The following is a 16,099-nucleotide window of genomic DNA, read 5'->3' on the forward strand; positions in this document are numbered from 1 at the left end:
GGTGAGTCGTTTGTGGGTGTGGTTACTTGCTAGGCGAGATCACTCGGCTAGTGCGGTAGAGCCGGTATTTGGCGCCTGTGGTGGTTTCGCCAAAGGTGTTGTAACGATCGAGGAATTCTTGGTCTTCGAAGATCTTGTTGAAGGCATCTTCGTCGCTCCATGCGGCCAAGTTGATGATTGCGTCACCGTCGGTGCTGGTGAGGAGTCGGGAGCCTTGGAACCCTGTAGCGGTTGATGAGACGTGTTCTACGGCTTTGGACAGGGCGTCAATCGATGACTCTGGTGATTCGGTGGTTGCGACGTTGACCAGAAAGACTCCGGGGGTAGCTTCTGGGGTAGTGACGATCCCTGGGCTCACGTTTTTTGCCGTAAAGGAGCTGGTCTCAAATGACGCGATGTTGTGGACCTTCCAAGGGTCCCCTTCGATGAATTCGTTCAGCGTCTCTTCGTCAAGATCGGCAGTGATGATCGTTGCTCCGCCGTTGTCGTTTGGTCCGCTCAGTAGGATGCGTCCTAGGTCTGAATGGGTGCGTACCCAGGCTTTGTGGGCGACCATGTGTTCTTTGATTTCTTCTGGGGAAACAAGGTAGGTGAGGTTGATGATGTGGATCATGGTGTGCTCCTTGGGGTGGTGATTTTATTTGTTGCTGGAAATGGCAGGATTAGACGCGAATGGCAATAGTGCGGTTTAGCAATTCCAAAGTTTGGATGGCTTCCTGGACGGTGCTGTTGATGATTGCGCCTGCCGGCTCTACTTCGGTGATGAGGTCGATGACTTCCCCTGCGAAAAGCGCTCTTTGATTGGCATCGTCTTCTTGAACGGCCTTGGTCCATGCTGGTTCGATCGCTGCACGAGCTTGTGCCAGTTCTTCGTCGCGTCCCGTCCACTGCTGGACAAAGTCGTTGGTTACCGATCGGGCGGTGTAGACCTCGTCCCAAGGAATTCCTCGAACAACGTCAAATGATCGGGTATTGCGCAGTTCGGGTGCAGTGGCGTTGAGGAGTGATGAAGTGAAGGCGGGGGTTGCTAATGATTCTTGCGATAGTGCGAATCGGGTCCCCATCATGATTCCGGATGCTCCGAGGCTCAGGGCTGCTGCTAGGCCGCGGCCGTCGGCGAATCCGCCGGCTGCTACTACCGGGACCTGATGTTCGATAGCGTCAACGACTGCTGGGATCAGTGGCAAGGTGGCTTGGGTTTTGTGGTGTCCACCGGCTTCGGCACCTTGGGCGACGAGAACCGAGGCCCCAGCGTCTTTGGCGATGATTGCTTGCTCTACGTCGTGTACCTGAACTACTACTTTGGCTCCGGTGTTCGCTGCGGAGTGGACGAAGTAGCCCACTTGGTGTGCGTCGCCAAAGGAAAGCGCGATGACCGGAGGGGCATAATCCAGAACTTTCTTCCATAGTTCAGGGCGTTCAGCGAATGTGAACATGACACAGCCAACGCCCCACGGGTTGGTTAGGTCTTGCAAAGGTGCCACGTTGTGCTCGATGAAGTTGGCGTCGCCGTAGCTTACGCCGACAAGTCCAAGTCCACCGGCTTGGGAAACGGCTTTTGTGAGTGATGAGCCCGAGACTCCGCCCATGGGGGCGCTGATGATGGGGTGGTCTATCCCTAGCAAAGTAGTCAGTTCGTTGGAAATCATGGTGCCTCTCAAGGAATGTGTGGCTTTGATGCGCCGGAAAGTTCCGTTGATTCGAGGCTATTGCCAGAGGATAGTTGCAGTCTAAGACTAAATTTTTATGGGACGTATAGCGTTTTACCTATATTCTGACTTGGCATTATTATTACGTAAACATGAACTTAACGCCACGTCACGAGGGTTGCGCAAGTGCGCGCATCTCGTAACGTGGCGTTAAGTTTCTGGTATGAAGTTGTTTTCCCTCTAGGTCAGGCCGACTGCCAGTTGCGCAGGGCAGCTGCTTGGCGCAGGAAGTATACGTTGGGCCCTTCTGCCATGGTGACCAGCGCTATTTTCTCGCGGGGTGGTGTTGTGGTTGGCAATCTTCGCCACACCAATTCTTGATCGTCTTTAATCGACGAGTGAGGCCTCAGCGCGACAAGGTTAGGTGTGGTTCTTAGCGCATGAATGAAGAGTGCGTCTTGCTCTTGATCAATTGCGAGCAGCTGGGCTTTCCATCCCATAGTTGCCAGTTGTATTGGGATGAGCTCCGCATAGCCAGGCGCGCAACCTGCGTCGTACCAGATCAATTGTTGTGTAATGAGCTCCGACCAGGACAAGCATTCCGTGGTTGCCAATGGGTGGTTCCGGTGGAGCACCACTCCTAGCTCCTCATCTTTGATGACTGTGTGCACGAGATCCGGAGAGACGAAAGGAAGTCGGACAATCCCATAGGCGAGCTCGCCGTGTTGTAGCAGACGAAGCTGTTCTGCCGTCGCGATAGATTTCATTTGTAGTCGTGGAACTGGAGCGGTGTTCACTTGGTATTCCGCCGAGTCCGTGAGGCCAATCTGTACTTCGTTGAGTACTTCTGTATGGACTCCACCGCATACTCCGACAGTCCATATTCTGGGAGATAGGGATGCTGCTGCAATGGCTCCTCTAAGCAGGCCCGGGATTCTTTGCACTTCTCGTAAGAATGCGCGACCGTTCAACGTGAGGTTCATGCCACGGGCGCTTCGTTCGAAGAGCGTTGCGCCTACTCTTTGTTCGAGTCGTTTGATCTGTTGGCTAAGGCTTGGTTGTGCAATTCGTAGTTCTTGAGCGGCTGCTGACACTGATCCAGCGCGGACCACTGTCAGGAAATACCGCAGATGTCGCATATCAAAATCGTCCACGTGCTGAGCATGGAGCATTGCTTCATCAAGGCGTTCAAGTTCCGCAAATGAAGCAGTGAGTGGAGCTTCGGAATTCAACGAGAGATCTTGTTCTAGTTCACGAGTGATAACGCTCATTTTTCCTCCATTAAGACTTCGCAGGCATGTGACGCTGGCTAGGCCTGTCGCTCGTACTGGCGACAGGCCTAGCTTGGCAGAAATAAGTGGACTGGACGTGAATAACACGTTCCGCATGCCTTTTGAGGTCATGAAGGCGTAATGCTCTTAATGCATGGTCTTAGATTTTCGATCGCTCGATGACGCTGATATTTTCATCAGCTTGGAGCATCTGAGAACAGGTGTGGTGCCTTGAAGACTTCAGCCGAGGAAGACTGAATCCAGGCAACATACTCCTTAGCATTCCCGTCCAACTGCTCGTCTGAATTATCCCCCACGCCGTTGAGGAAGAATCCTGGCTTGTATTCCATACCCACCCTTTTTGCGATGGCTTCAAAAGGAGAGGTCAGCTCCTCCATGGTGCGGTGGTACTTCCCGTCGGATGTATAGTCGTGTGGCCGCGACCATGTTGATATAGCTAGGCCTAGTTCTTTTCCTTCGAGTGCAGTCCCTCCTGGGCCGTAGGCCCAACCGTGTTCCAGCACTTCATCGATCCATGTTTTTAGTATGGGTGGGCAGTTGTACCAGTAGAACGGGAATTGCCAGATGATCCGGTCATGGGCTTCAAGTGCTTCCTGTTCGTTGGGGATGTCAAAGTGTCCATGAGCGATCGTTTCGGCCAGAATCCGGATCGTGACGTCGCTGTTTTGACGTAATTCTTGTACCCAGCGTTGGTTGACACGGGACTTTGCCAGGTTTGGATGTGCCACGATAACGAGTGTTTTCATGCTGTTGCAGGCTCCTTTGCTTCTGCATCCGTTGTCGCGAGTGCTTTGCTGCTGATGCGCACGGTGACAAGGGCTATTGCTGCGGCTGCGCTGAGGATCACGGCGAAGGTGCTGACGGCGGCAGGCAGGCCGGTTTGGTCTGCAAGGTACCCGGTGAGTACTGGGAGCAGTGCTGCGGGGATATATCCTGCGATGTTCAGTGCTGCGTTGGATTCCGCTCGATGGCTGCTCGGGACGTTCGTTGAAATGAGTGTTAGGCCTGCAAGTTGTCCGAGGCCTTGGGCGATACCGGCCAGGAGTGCTGAGGCGAAGAACAAGGAAGGGGTTCCGGCACCACTAGCTGTGGCGATAAGAAGCAGCATCGATGCCAGCGCGGCACTGGAGCTGAGAAGGAGATGGCTGCGTGTGGAGAGCTTCGCCAGCGCGAATTGGATTCCTGTCGCAGCAAGGAACATGCAACAAGCGGTCAACCCAGCGAGCAGCGCGTCTGATTGGTGAAGGATCTTACTGAGAACCGAGGGCCCGAGTGAGAGGACGAAGGACGTGGCCGTGATGCCTGGTGCGAAGGTGGCAATTCCCCAAGATATTTCTCTTCTGTTTTCCGCTGGGGGCGCTGGGAAACGCCACCGAGACGTGCTGGGGTTCGCGGGTGGCTGCAGGGGTAGCGACCAGGCGATGACTAGTGCGATGGCACTGGTGATTGCAAGGGCTCCGAAGACCACTGGCTGCGGGGTGGTGGTGAAGCTGATAGCTGCTCCGGCAAGTAGTGGGCCCACTCCTGCTCCGAGAACCATGGCCGCTGAAGCGATGAGTGAGGCAGAGCGCTTGCGGTGTTCTGGGGCGAGGTCGACGACTGCAGCCATGCCCGCTGTCACGATGGAACCGACCGCGATGCCGGCGAACAGCCGGGCGAAAAGTAGCGCTAGAACGTTGTCGGCAGTGAGAAAGATGAGGCTTGAGGCAACGGAGAGTGCAAGGCCTGGGATGAGGACGACTTTGCGGCCTTTTCTATCAGCGATTCTTCCGGCGAAGAGTAGTGCGCCGATTAGTCCTGCGATATAGGTCGCGAACACAATCGTCAGGGTTCCGGAGCTGAAGCCCCAAGTGCCCTGCCACTGGACGTAGAAGGGTGTTGCGGCGTTGGAAAGGGCGAAGACTGCGATGACCACGAGCGCTGCTGCGATTGATTTGGTCAGACTGGGTGTACTTGCTTGTGTTGACACACCAAATTCCTTAGTTCGAATTTTCTCGTACAACAGTGAGCGTAGCGGAGTTTTCATTAAAGTACGACTATTTTCGAACTATGGGTAATATTGCAGTCATGACGAAGCTAGCTGCCACATATTCTGAACACGAAACTCCCGAAGGAATACCCGCACCCCTCCCTCAGCCGGCGCCCGAAGGGCTCAAACTAGAGAAGGTCCTTGCGGCACTCTCAGATCCTCTGAGGCTTCGCATCATGCAAAGGCTACTGACATCATCTGAAAATTTCGATCATTCTTGCAGCTGGTTCGGTTTCAATAGACCAAAATCTTCCTTAACGCACCACTTCAAGGCATTGCGCGAGGCCGGACTCATCAGCCAGCGCCAGTATGGACTCGAACGTCGCAGTAGAGTGCGCGTGCAAGACCTGAACGCCCACTTCCCTGGCCTCATCGGCCTAATCGCCAATTGGGAAGACCCGGAAGCCGTATAGGCGAAGTGTCGCAAGAAGTATTCCTGCCTTGACGAAACTCGTCACTGCAAGCGTTGCTTATTAAGATTCGATCCGTCATGAGTTGAGTCGCGGATCAGCTGACCCCAGCTCTCCCATGCGGCGGAGCGATAGAGACTCAACGCCCTCAGCTTGCCCACGCAATACTGTCGGCGCATACTTGTACCATCAGATTTTAGAATACGTGTTCTAAGTATTGGGGGTAAATTGATAGTCAATCGAATATCTGAGTGTGTGCCAATTTCCTCGGCTAAAGCAGTTGTGGCGGCTGTACTAGGCAAGGTGAGCGCGGGTTACCCGTCACCAGCCCAGGATTACAGCGATTCCAAAATTGATCTTTCTGAGATGCTGATTAGGGACCAGGTATCGACCTTCATTGTTCGTGTATCTGGTGAGTCAATGCGCAATGCGGGTATCAGTGATGGAGACGAGCTTATTGTTGATCGGTCAGTTGAACCGCATGATGGACACGTGGTTATCGCCGTGATCGATGGAGAGATGACTGTTAAGCGGCTCTCCATTGGACCTACCGGAGTAGTGCTGAAAGCGGAAAACCCTGATTATCCCGACGTACATGTTGCTGAGCTATCGGATTTCAGGATTTGGGGAGTTGCCACCACATGTCTTCATCATCTCAATTAACTGATAATCCTCATCAGGACTACATCGCACACGTAGATGTGAACAGCTTCTACGTGTCCTGCGAGCGAGTCTTCGACCCGAAGCTAGAACAGCGCCCGGTCATCGTGCTGAGCAATAACGACGGCTGCGCCGTAGCCCGTTCCGCAGAGGCTAAATCCCTGGGTATCGGCATGGGCGATGCCTGGTTCAAACTCGCAGCTGACGCTGACCGGCTTGGTCTCGTTGCCAAATCATCCAATTATGAGCTCTACGGTGAGATGAGCTCCCGCGTTATGAACCGTCGACTGTTGTGCGAAATGCAACTCGCAATCATTCTTTGACTCGGCAATAAGCGATCATTCTCATTTGCGAGGGCAGTTTTACCCAGTGTAGTTCAAGTCTTCTCGGTCGGCTATTGACCGTTGATGCATGCGCCCTTACATTGTTGTATGTGGTGCAACATTCAGATGATTTAATGCGGACTCTTCGCGCCGTGTCGGACTCGTCCAATGTGGCGTTTGTGACGCCGGAAGCGACGGTGTTTGAGGCCATGCTTGGTGGTTGGGAAAGCCAACAGCGCAGTCGGGGGCTGCGTTCCACGACTATTGCGACTCGGCGGCGTCTGATCCTGCGGTTGCAGGAGTTTTCTGGAAGGATGCCGTGGGAGTGGAATGCTCAAGATGTCGAAGAGTTTATTTCGGGGCCAGATCAACGGCTCAAGTCGCTTTCAACTATGCGGCACAATCACAATGCTATTAAGACGTTCTGTGCGTATTTGATTGATCCGAATTATGACTGGGTGGAGATTTGTGAAAACCAGTTTGGTAGCCACCCGGTGCAGGTGTGTCTGCCCTGGAATACGGTGGCACATAAGGCTCAATATGAGGGGTCTGGAAAACGTCGTCCTCTGTCCTTCGACGAGGTTGAAACCCTATTTGACACGGCCGATGCCAAAGTCGAAGAACTCGCTGCGTCAGGGAAGAAGGGCGCGCTGGCCGCGCTTCGAGACTCTCAGATATTCAAAACAGCTTATGCTTTTGGGCTACGACGAAATGAGTTAGCCCAGTTGGATCTTGCGGATCTGCACTACAATCCCGAAGCTAAACAGTGGGGACGTTATGCGGCTTTGCATGTGCGATGGGGCAAGGCCGCCGGCGGCGGTGCACCTCGACGTCGTACTGTTTTGCTCGTGCCAGAATTCGATTGGTGGGTACCGGGTATGCGGCAGTGGGTTGAACAAGGCCGTGATCGGTTTGATCCAGGAGAACTCGATGCTATTTGGGTTACCGAGCGACGGACTCGCATCTCTGGGGGTTATCTTGATCGCCGATTTGCCGAGCTTCGTGCCGAAGCTGGGTTGCCGGAAGAGCTGACGTTGCACAGTCTGAGGCATTCGTATGTCACGCATTTGATTGAACATGGGTATGCTGACCGCTTCGTGCAGGAACAAGTGGGGCACCAGCACTCGTCTACCACCTCGATTTATACCTCCGTGAGTGGAGATTTCAAGAATAGAATTTTGGCCCAGGCGCTGCGAAAAATTACCGAGGAGGAGGGGTAGGAATGATTGAGCTGCATACTACGTGGAACCTTCGAGCCATTATGGCTTCGAAAGGGCTATTCCAAACGACTGATCTTCGCCCTTTATTGGCCGAGCGAGGCGTTGAGCTGTCGCGGGAGCAAGTGTATCGGTTGGTCACAACGCCACCTCGCCGCATCAGTCTGGAAGTGTTGTCTGCGCTGTGTGATGCGCTGGAGTGTTCTAAAGATGAGCTGATTGTGACAGAGCGGCGTGAAGTCGAAGCACCGAAGACAGCCGTGGCAGAAGGCAGTAAAGCTCCTATTGGTGATCTGCGCCCGGTGCGGGCCAGGATCAGACGACCCAAGCACTAACGAAAGTTCCTCATGGATACAGTGACACAAGACATTGTCGCAATTCTGGAGTCCTATGCTCCGGAAATTGCGCCGAGTGTTCTGGCCGCCATGATCGATTCTATTGCGCCGGTCTATCGGACGCGTCGGAGGCTGTTCATCGCGATCAGCAAGCGACCCGGGATTCTGACTGGTGACGACGCAAACGTGCCCGTGACGGTTCAAGCCTTGACCGCTGCTCTCAGGGAGGCTGGGGCAGCTGCGATTGTAGTGCCGGGATGTGAGAGTTGTGGCCGAAAGATGCAGTTGCCGCATCGAGCACCCCAAGGAGGTCGCCACTGTTCTCGGTGCGAAAGAAATTATCGAGCGAGACCCTGTGTTGGCTGTGGGCAACGGCGACCCATCCATAAAAACCTCAAAGGAGAATACTTTTGCAGACCGTGTTGGAGGCTCGATCCGCGGTCGTTTGGGGTCTGTCATCGCTGTCAGGAGACGACGTCTGTCAAGAATGCCTTAGACGGGACGTTGGTGTGCAACCGTTGCTACAAACCCCCGAAAGCTCAGTGCTTTGGTTGCCAACGACTCAAACCCATAGCGCTACATCTTCAGGGCAAGACGATCTGCCCCAATTGTTACTACGGGATGCGTTACCCACGCACTTGCCCAGGCTGCGGTGAACAGAAATTCCTGACGCACATTATTGACGAACAGTTGTGCTGCGCTTCGTGCGCAGGTCAACCCGAGGTTTTGGCATGTCCGGGGTGCGGTTCCGTAGAGAACATGCGGAAGTTCCACCTGTGTATCGAATGTCACCGCCCCGAGATTATCCAGAAGATACTGGCAGACGCCGACGGGTCTGTGCGGCCTGAGCTTCGACCGTTAGAAAAGTATTTGCTGGAAGGAACAACACGAGCTGACTCCCTTGTGGGGTGGCAACGTACCAACCGTGTCAGTGCTGCGGTGCTGCGAGAATTAGCCACCGGGCAGTTGCCCCTAGAATTCGAGGCAATCTTTACCCGATGCGGAGGAAAACAAGGCGCAACGTTCTTACTCAGCATGCTCGTGACATCCGGCGTGCTGACAGACATCGATATCAACGAGGAACGATACTACCTCTGGCTGACCTCGTGGCTATCGGAACAGACCAACTCAGCCCATCGATTGCTGCTTCGCCGGTACGCGCAGTGGGGACTGTCGACTAAACCCTGGGCAGGGTACGCGATACGACCTACCGATCCCAATAACCGGTTCCATCGACTCCGATCTCGACTCCAGACCTGTGCTGAGTACCTTCAATTCGTTGAGGACCAGGGATATACGACCCTGACCTTGCCCCAAGGAGTGCTCGACGCCTACGTTGCAGGCTCTGCTAATCGTCATGATCATATAAGTCACTTCACACGATGGCTGAAAGACAACGGACTCGCCACAGCTGTCTCGTCATACCGACAAAGAAATACATTCATAAGCGCTATAGCTCCAGATGAACGATGGCGTCTAGCACGCTGGCTGCTCCGCGACGAAACCATAAAGGCACAAGACCGTGTCGCAGGGCTTTTCGTCTTGCTATATGGACAGCCGGTATCCCGAATCGTCGCCATTCCCCGATCTGCGGTGCGCTACAACAAGAAGGGTGTTTCCATAACCCTCGCCGATGATCCTATTGAGCTGCCTGAACAACTCGGGCATGCTGTCATGTTGTTGCATCGGATCCCATCAAGAACCCACCGGGACGTAAATGACACATGGTTATTCCCTGGTCGATGGCCAGGTAGACACCTCACCGCAGGGGCCTTAGGAAGCCGATTGGGGCGTTTAGGCATTCCTGTAAAACGCTCTCGAACGGCTGCACTCCTGGAACTCGCCGCTGAAATACCCGTGCCGCTCTTATCGGATCTGCTCGGTATCTCCACCGTCTCAGCTGCAGCCTGGGCAACAGCAGCAAACCGCGACTGGTTAACATACCCTGTCTTACGGATGAAGACTTGACCGGCAAGATATCCAAGACGGAGCTGATATAATCCAGGGTATGGCAGGTTCCTCTGCGGCTGCGGCCGCTGTGACGAAGATGCTCCGCTAGCGGCGGAGCACGTAGTCCTTTAATCTTTTGATGCTTCGCCGCTCTACGGCCAGTCCGGAGCGGCGCTTAGTGCTGCCCGGAGTTCTTCTGAACGATGGAGCACGACTTGGTTCCCACTAATCTTTCTTCTCAATTTAAAACCACGGCGGTGCGGGCTTGGGTGACGCTCGCCTGTCTTTCCATGTTGCAATTCTTGATCGCGGTAGATGTGACCGTAGTGAACGTTGCCCTTCCGTCCATCGGTGCCGAGTTTGGTGCCAATGCTAGACAACTGACATGGGTTGTCGTCGGGTACACGATCACCGGTGGCGGTCTATTAATGCTTGGCGGCCGGCTCGGGGACCTACTCGGGCAGCGCCGGTTGTTACTGATCGGTACAACTGTGTTCGGTCTCGCTTCACTGCTGGCCGGGCTTGCCCCGACGTATCCTATTCTTGTAGCCGCGAGGCTGCTTCAAGGGGCAGGCGAAGCGCTGGCTTTGCCAGCCGCAATGGCTGTGATTGTTCTCTTGTTCCCTGAAGGTCGTGGACGATCACGCGCGCTGAGTGTGTGGGCGGCAGTTGCTAGCTGCGGGCTGGTGCTTGGCTTCATTCTCTCCGGAGTCATCACTGAGTTTTTAGGGTGGCGCTGGATTTTCCTTGTATCGGTGCCCTTTATCGTGTTCGTCCTCATCGCTTCGGGCATTCTCATCCCGGCAGACCAGCCAAGAAGGCGCATGAAACTCGACCTTCCTGGTTCGGTCCTGTTGACAGCTGCGCCACTTCTGTTGGTATTCGGGATCGTCGAAGCAGGAGAGACTGACGGAATCCCCCGTTGGGCGGCCGTGGTCGTGCTAATCGGAGCTGTGATAGCCGCCTATATGTTTGTTGTCGTTGAACGACGGGCCACGAATCCGCTGATACCCCTGGAGTTCTTCCGCAACCGAACGCGAGTGGGGGCCAATCTTGCGACTGCTCTGCTCAGCGGTGCTTTGTCCACATCGTTTTTGCTGTTCACTTTCTACCTACAGAACCGGCTGGGGCTCAGTCCGTTGACCACAGGACTGACGCTGGTGCCACTAGCGATCTCGCTTGTTGCTGCCGCAACCTTGGTACCTCGATTCCTCGGACGATGGGGCGCGCGATTTTGCGCCGTGACCGGCATCGGGTTTACGGCTCTCGGGATGGTGGCTATCGCCATCGTCACCTACGTAGAGGCTGCGGCTATTGCGATGATTCCAGCTATGGTTCTTATCGCCGTAGGGATGGGTTTTGGGCTAGTCGGGCTTCAGTACGCGGCTGTTACTGGAGTGACCGAATCGGATGCCGGTACAGCTTCTGGAGTCCAGCGGGCGGCAGATCAGCTCGGCGGGTCAGCAGGCATCACCCTCTACATCGGTCTCGGCTTTTCTGGAGCTTCTTTCGGAATAGACCCATTTCTGCTCAGTAGTACGTTTGCCGTCATCGGGTTAATCGGGGCAGGACTGATAGCCATGCGGATATCCATGCCGCGTCATGGTGCTGAGGAAGACGCGTAGCAACGAAACCATCCGAGTCAGCCCCGTGAAAAATGCTGGGCGCATCGTGACACCGTCTTCTCCGTCTTGGCACAGCGCAGTGATAGGCCCACGACGCGCCCAGCAGGGTATATCCTGCTGTAACGCAATCGACACGATTCAATAGTGAACAAATCGATATTCGCCAGTACCAGTATCTCTGCTTAGGCGCTTCTCTGCCTGGGTGGAGGTCTACAGTATCGACGAGGCCTTCCTAGGCATCAGAGGCACTCTAGAGGAGCTGCAGGTCCTAGGTGAGAAGATCAAGGCCGAGGTCCTGCGACTCACCGGCCTGCCAGTCTGCGTGGGAATCGCGAGGTCTAAAACGCTGGCGAAAATGGCGAACAAAGCGGCCAAGCACGTGCCCGAGCTGCATGGTGTATGCGTATGGGATCGAGCACCGCGGGATACCACCGAATCACTGCTTACTAGACTGCCGGCCGTGGAGATCTGGGGCATTGGCCCTCGACTGACTAAACGCCTGCGCGGCATGGGGATCTGGACTGCTAAAGATCTCCGAGACGCCGACGCGGTAAGAATCCGCGACAAGTTTTCCGTCGTCCAGATGCGAACAGTCCTTGAGCTGCGCGGCATTCCCTGCATCCCGATGGAAGAAGAACGCGAGGTTAAAGACCAGCTAATCTTTTCCAGGTCATTTGCCGAGCCAATCGCTGATCGAGTCGGGATGGAGCAAGTTCTGGGGATCTACGCCCAGCAAGGATCTGCCAGGCTCCACCGTCACAAGAAACACGCACGTGTGATGAGCGCGTGGGCTATGACCAGCTACTACAACCAAAACCAATCGCACCAGCCAGCAGTGACAATCAAACTACCTGGTCCAACGTCTGACCCTGTCGTGCTTACCAAGGCAGCCAAAGCCCTGCTGCCGCAGATCTTAGTTGGCGTGCGCTATGCCAGAGCAGGGGTTGTGCTCACTGACCTGAGACCGGCTGCAATGCAGGAAACTTTCGAGACTTTCGCTTCAGCTCATGAAGAGAAACAAATCGGTAGCCTTGTTGAGCAGGTCCGACGAGAACATGGTGTGAAGTCAATTGGATTAGGTCTGGCTGGCTTGCAGCAAGGCCCCGTGTGGGAGATGAAAAGAGAAATGATGAGCCCGCGATACACCACCCACTGGTCAGAAGTTCTCACCGTGAAAGCTGCCTAGTCTATAACGGAGCGCTAAGGCCCCCTGCCGAGTACCCCTCAAACACTATTCCACGGTGCCGCCAGAAAATTTCATTCTCGTATATTTGCATGCGGTAGTGATGCTTGAAGAATTAGATCTTGGCGAGGAGGCAGTCGGACAGCTCTGGAGACCCTAAAAAATCGAGACATTAACCCACTTCAGACTTAATTTTCGTCCGACACACCCGAATCAACACTCACACGTTATAAAGATTCGGTTAGGTTTAAGGGCATGAGCACATCAACAACGACCCCTCGGATTGGGTACGGAATGCGAAAAGATGCAGTAACTGCAACTTATGCCATCTCGGCCGGAAGCCGAGCCAGGTTCAAAGAAATCGCTCATCGTTCTGGGATGAGCGCCGGCCACTTCCTCGAAGTCCTTGCCGATCAGTTACCCCTCGACGAAAACGGGGTTCCCTTGTTCTTGTCTGAGCAAGCAGCCGAAAGGAATGAGGAACCCAAACTCAAAGCTGGTTAAACAAAAGATGAGCGGATCAGCGCCAACCGATCCACTCATCTTAGAAGTCTGAAGCATCACTTAGCGCCAACTGAGTAATGCAGAGAAGGCTTCTAACCTTCACGATCAACCAGAAAACTGCCGTTCTGATTGATCCATATGAATCCGATCCACCGCATAAAGAAGAAAGGACTATTTAGTTAACAGCTCCCCCATTCGGGAGGGCCGTGGCCTTTGCTATGCCATAAAGGAGGTATCGCTTTGCCTAAAATCAAATATAGAGACTCTGAGGGCCTTCTGTCCACAGGGACATACCATTTTGCGAGCGAATCCACAGACTCAGCAGATGCCCAATGGAACTTCTTCGCACCCAAAATCGCCGGCCGGAACACCTACCGTTGGATGAACGCCGAAGGAAAGTACCTTCCTAACAATGAGCGTCCTATCAGCGAAGAGTCGCCAGCGCGTCCAGCTGCAGTCATGATCTATTCCGCTGAAGGCCAGGCACAGACTATCTGCCTCGACTTCGATGCGAAGTTCCCCTCTCTTGAAGGTGACCTCGAAGAATGCCGGACTTGGCTTGATTCATTCAACATTCTGTATGTAGTCGACCGCTCTATCTCGGGTGGCCACCACATCTATATTCCGCTTATCGAGACTCTAAGCTGCCTCGATGCCAGGTTCTTCGTTGAGCATCTCGCAACGCACTGGGCTTCTCTGGACGCCTCCCCGCATCGTGTGGCCAAGCATGGCTGTATCCGCGTGCCGGGTAGTAGGCACAAAAAGGGTGGTAGCCAAACCCTCGTCACTGGCTTCGACAGGTCAGTGATGATCTTCACAGTGCGCAACACTGCTGAATCAATCAATCAGCTCCTCGATGACGCTGTTCGCTGCTCTGTGAGCAAGGCTGCAGTACTCGAAACTGGGACAGCTTCTCCAGCCCCAGCTCAACCCGCCGTCAAAAGTGCTGCACGTATCAAGCCGAAAACTTCACTGGCCCGCGCCATCGCAGAAGGAGCACCTTTCGAAGGCTCTTATGCATCCCCTTCTGAAGCTCGCATGGCCGTTATCTGCTCGCTTGTATCGTCCGGGTGGGACATTCACCAGATCGACAACGAAATGACCTCTGGTCGACTTCCTGGGCTTGCCGCCTTGTACTCCAAGTACTCAACGGATGCTAAACACACACGACTTCAAGCCGAGATCTTGAAAGCTGAGTCTTTTGTAGAAAAACGTCATGTCAGCAAGGGTTTTATCCCTGTTCGTAAAAACAACATGAACGACACTTTTAACTCACAGCGGGGGGGTATTCATAGGGAGATTCGGAAGATGAGGGCTCTGATTGATCTTTTCGACCAGCGGCTTTCTCGGATGCGATCCGGGATTTATCTTCGGGTACTCCTGCGGGCATTGTTCGAGTTTGCTCATAAGACAGGGCAGACTCGCTTTGCTGTTGGGTGTAGGGCACTAGCTATTGCGACTGGCATGCACTTCGCCACGATTTCTAAGCTGCTTAAGGAGCTTGTTCAGATTCCAGGAGCCCCTGTTGTCAAGACGAAGAAGGGGTATCTTGGCGAGGCAGATGAGTATGAGCTCCGTTTGGAATCTGCTGATCGGCTGGTTGCAAACGACCGGCGGTTGGCTAAAGGGAAGATCTACTCAATTCGCCCTGTATTTCGCGCTCTAGGGCCTGTTACAGCACTTGTGTATGAGTCGATTGAGGAAACCCCTTACCAGTCGAGAAAAGATTTAGCTCGTTCTACGGGCCTCTCTGCGACAGCTGTGTACGAAGCATTGAAAGAAATGTCGTCGTTAGGCATGGTCTATCTTGACCATGGCGTGTGGCGCATACGAATTTCAGCGAATCTTCGGCAACTCGCAAACATGCTTGGTGTGCTTGATGAAATGACTGAGCAGATCTCTCGATACCGTGCTGATCGTAAGGCCTGGCATGAGTACCTGGCTAGAGTTCCTGGAAGTCGCTACTACTTGGCGCCGGTGAATGAGCGCGAAATCTTCGACCCGGTTACTGAGGAGGCCATAGTGGGGCCTCCTCCCCCGAGGTATCGTCCAGAAGAGGATTTCAGGCCTCTTGATGAGTATGAGCTCTATGATGCGGAGATGGACTACTTTTGGGTCCATCCAGGTGCGGATAGCGAGGCTTCCCTTGTCGATATCTCGCTCCTTCGCCCTTACGAACGGATCGCGGCCTAGTCTTTTCAATCTGACTGATCATTCTCTTTGACATCTAATTATGCTAATCTTTATTAGCATATAGGTGATTGGGAGATCCCCTCTACTCGCAAATGAATTCTTCTTCACTACATAGGCGTCCAGGGACGGTGAACAAAGTGTTGCAATGGGTGACGTACTCCTGCACAGTGGATCAGATCGTCGACCTCGACTTGAACGAGGTAGCCCATTGGGCTGTGACAACCTGCTTGATACGAGAGCTTTCCGGAAACGAGCCTGCGCCTGTAATCGCAGAAGAAATGTACTGGATGCTTCTTAAAAATTCCGTACTTCGAACTGAAATCTGTAGCCGATATGCAAAGCACCACGCAGTTTCGGGAACGTCGAATTTTGTGTGAGACAACTAAACGCAGGTGGGGCCAGAAACGCTTTGTTTCTGGCCCCACCTGCGTATTTTCTATTCACTGCGTCGCGTCGCATTCAGGGGCTTGCCTGGGCCCTTATAGAGCTCACGTGTCTGAATGAACTCCTCTACCTCATGTTTCAGATGCAAAAGAGGCCGTTGCACGACCGGGCTAGGGAACGAATCCTTCCACCTACTGCGCTGCACCCTAGCTACAGCCTCGGACACATTTAGGCGCTGCGCGAGCCATTGAGTATCGACTAGTTGCTCCCTGAGAGTGCGGGCTAGCTTGGCCGAGTCAACGGAAACATCAGCCGGCAGTAGCCGGTGCAGGGCTTCACTCAAAA

At 54.0% G+C, this 16,099-nt stretch carries 13 protein-coding genes and 1 pseudogene; 9 read left to right on the top strand and 5 right to left on the bottom strand.

Annotation, left to right across the window (positions count from 1 at the left end; translation table 11 throughout):
- Positions 1-22 precede the first annotated feature (22 nt).
- The 5 genes from ACLQ8T_RS16490 to ACLQ8T_RS16510 all read right to left on the bottom strand — a co-directional run bounded on the left by ACLQ8T_RS16490 (position 23) and on the right by ACLQ8T_RS16510 (position 4,910).
- The gene (locus tag ACLQ8T_RS16490) at positions 23-613 is read right to left on the bottom strand and encodes a hypothetical protein (RefSeq protein ID WP_413456502.1); all 591 of its coding nucleotides are present in this window, start codon (positions 611-613) and stop codon (positions 23-25) included.
- Between the two features lie 49 nt (positions 614-662).
- Positions 663-1,649 carry an NAD(P)H-dependent flavin oxidoreductase gene (locus ACLQ8T_RS16495; protein WP_413456503.1) on the bottom strand — a complete coding sequence of 329 codons (987 nt, stop codon included), beginning with the start codon at positions 1,647-1,649 and terminating at the stop codon, positions 663-665.
- A 245-nt stretch (positions 1,650-1,894) separates the two neighbouring features.
- Positions 1,895-2,920, bottom strand: a complete 1,026-nt coding sequence (locus ACLQ8T_RS16500; protein WP_413456504.1) for a LysR family transcriptional regulator — start codon at positions 2,918-2,920, stop codon at positions 1,895-1,897.
- Between the two features lie 197 nt (positions 2,921-3,117).
- Positions 3,118-3,687 carry an NAD(P)H-dependent oxidoreductase gene (locus ACLQ8T_RS16505; RefSeq protein WP_413456505.1) on the bottom strand — a complete coding sequence of 190 codons (570 nt, stop codon included), beginning with the start codon at positions 3,685-3,687 and terminating at the stop codon, positions 3,118-3,120.
- Positions 3,684-4,910, bottom strand: a complete 1,227-nt coding sequence (locus ACLQ8T_RS16510) for an MFS transporter (protein ID WP_413456506.1) — start codon at positions 4,908-4,910, stop codon at positions 3,684-3,686. Before ACLQ8T_RS16510 ends, ACLQ8T_RS16505 begins: the two co-directional genes overlap by 4 nt.
- Before the next feature lie 98 nt (positions 4,911-5,008).
- Between ACLQ8T_RS16510 and ACLQ8T_RS16515 the strand changes: the two genes are divergently transcribed.
- The 9 genes and pseudogenes from ACLQ8T_RS16515 to ACLQ8T_RS16555 all read left to right on the top strand — a co-directional run bounded on the left by ACLQ8T_RS16515 (position 5,009) and on the right by ACLQ8T_RS16555 (position 15,370).
- Positions 5,009-5,383, top strand: a complete 375-nt coding sequence (locus ACLQ8T_RS16515) for an ArsR/SmtB family transcription factor (RefSeq protein ID WP_413456507.1) — start codon at positions 5,009-5,011, stop codon at positions 5,381-5,383.
- A gap of 279 nt (positions 5,384-5,662) precedes the next feature.
- Positions 5,663-6,043 (top strand): LexA family protein, encoded by a 381-nt coding sequence (locus tag ACLQ8T_RS16520; RefSeq protein WP_413456508.1) that lies wholly within the window; start codon positions 5,663-5,665, stop codon positions 6,041-6,043.
- Positions 6,022-6,318 (top strand): annotated as a pseudogene (locus ACLQ8T_RS16525) (hypothetical protein); the annotation flags it as partial. The gene ACLQ8T_RS16520 and the pseudogene ACLQ8T_RS16525, both read left to right, overlap by 22 nt.
- Before the next feature lie 179 nt (positions 6,319-6,497).
- Complete coding sequence (locus tag ACLQ8T_RS16530; RefSeq protein WP_204677448.1) at positions 6,498-7,583, top strand: tyrosine-type recombinase/integrase; 1,086 nt, start codon at positions 6,498-6,500, stop codon at positions 7,581-7,583.
- Positions 7,584-7,585: 2 nt separating this feature from the next.
- On the top strand, positions 7,586-7,915 hold the full coding sequence (locus ACLQ8T_RS16535; RefSeq protein ID WP_413456509.1) for a helix-turn-helix domain-containing protein: 330 nt from the start codon (positions 7,586-7,588) through the stop codon (positions 7,913-7,915).
- Between the two features lie 2,240 nt (positions 7,916-10,155).
- Positions 10,156-11,490 carry an MFS transporter gene (locus ACLQ8T_RS16540; protein WP_413456525.1) on the top strand — a complete coding sequence of 445 codons (1,335 nt, stop codon included), beginning with the start codon at positions 10,156-10,158 and terminating at the stop codon, positions 11,488-11,490.
- A gap of 178 nt (positions 11,491-11,668) precedes the next feature.
- The gene (locus ACLQ8T_RS16545; RefSeq protein WP_413456526.1) at positions 11,669-12,676 is read left to right on the top strand and encodes a DUF4113 domain-containing protein; all 1,008 of its coding nucleotides are present in this window, start codon (positions 11,669-11,671) and stop codon (positions 12,674-12,676) included.
- Between the two features lie 252 nt (positions 12,677-12,928).
- The gene (locus ACLQ8T_RS16550) at positions 12,929-13,177 is read left to right on the top strand and encodes a hypothetical protein (RefSeq protein ID WP_413456510.1); all 249 of its coding nucleotides are present in this window, start codon (positions 12,929-12,931) and stop codon (positions 13,175-13,177) included.
- A gap of 240 nt (positions 13,178-13,417) precedes the next feature.
- Positions 13,418-15,370: a hypothetical protein gene (locus ACLQ8T_RS16555; protein ID WP_413456511.1), complete on the top strand. Its 1,953-nt coding sequence runs from the start codon at positions 13,418-13,420 to the stop codon at positions 15,368-15,370.
- The last annotated feature ends 729 nt before the right edge of the window (positions 15,371-16,099 follow it).

Source organism: Glutamicibacter sp. FR1, from assembly GCF_047300825.1.
GTDB classification, from domain to species: domain Bacteria; phylum Actinomycetota; class Actinomycetes; order Actinomycetales; family Micrococcaceae; genus Glutamicibacter; species Glutamicibacter nicotianae.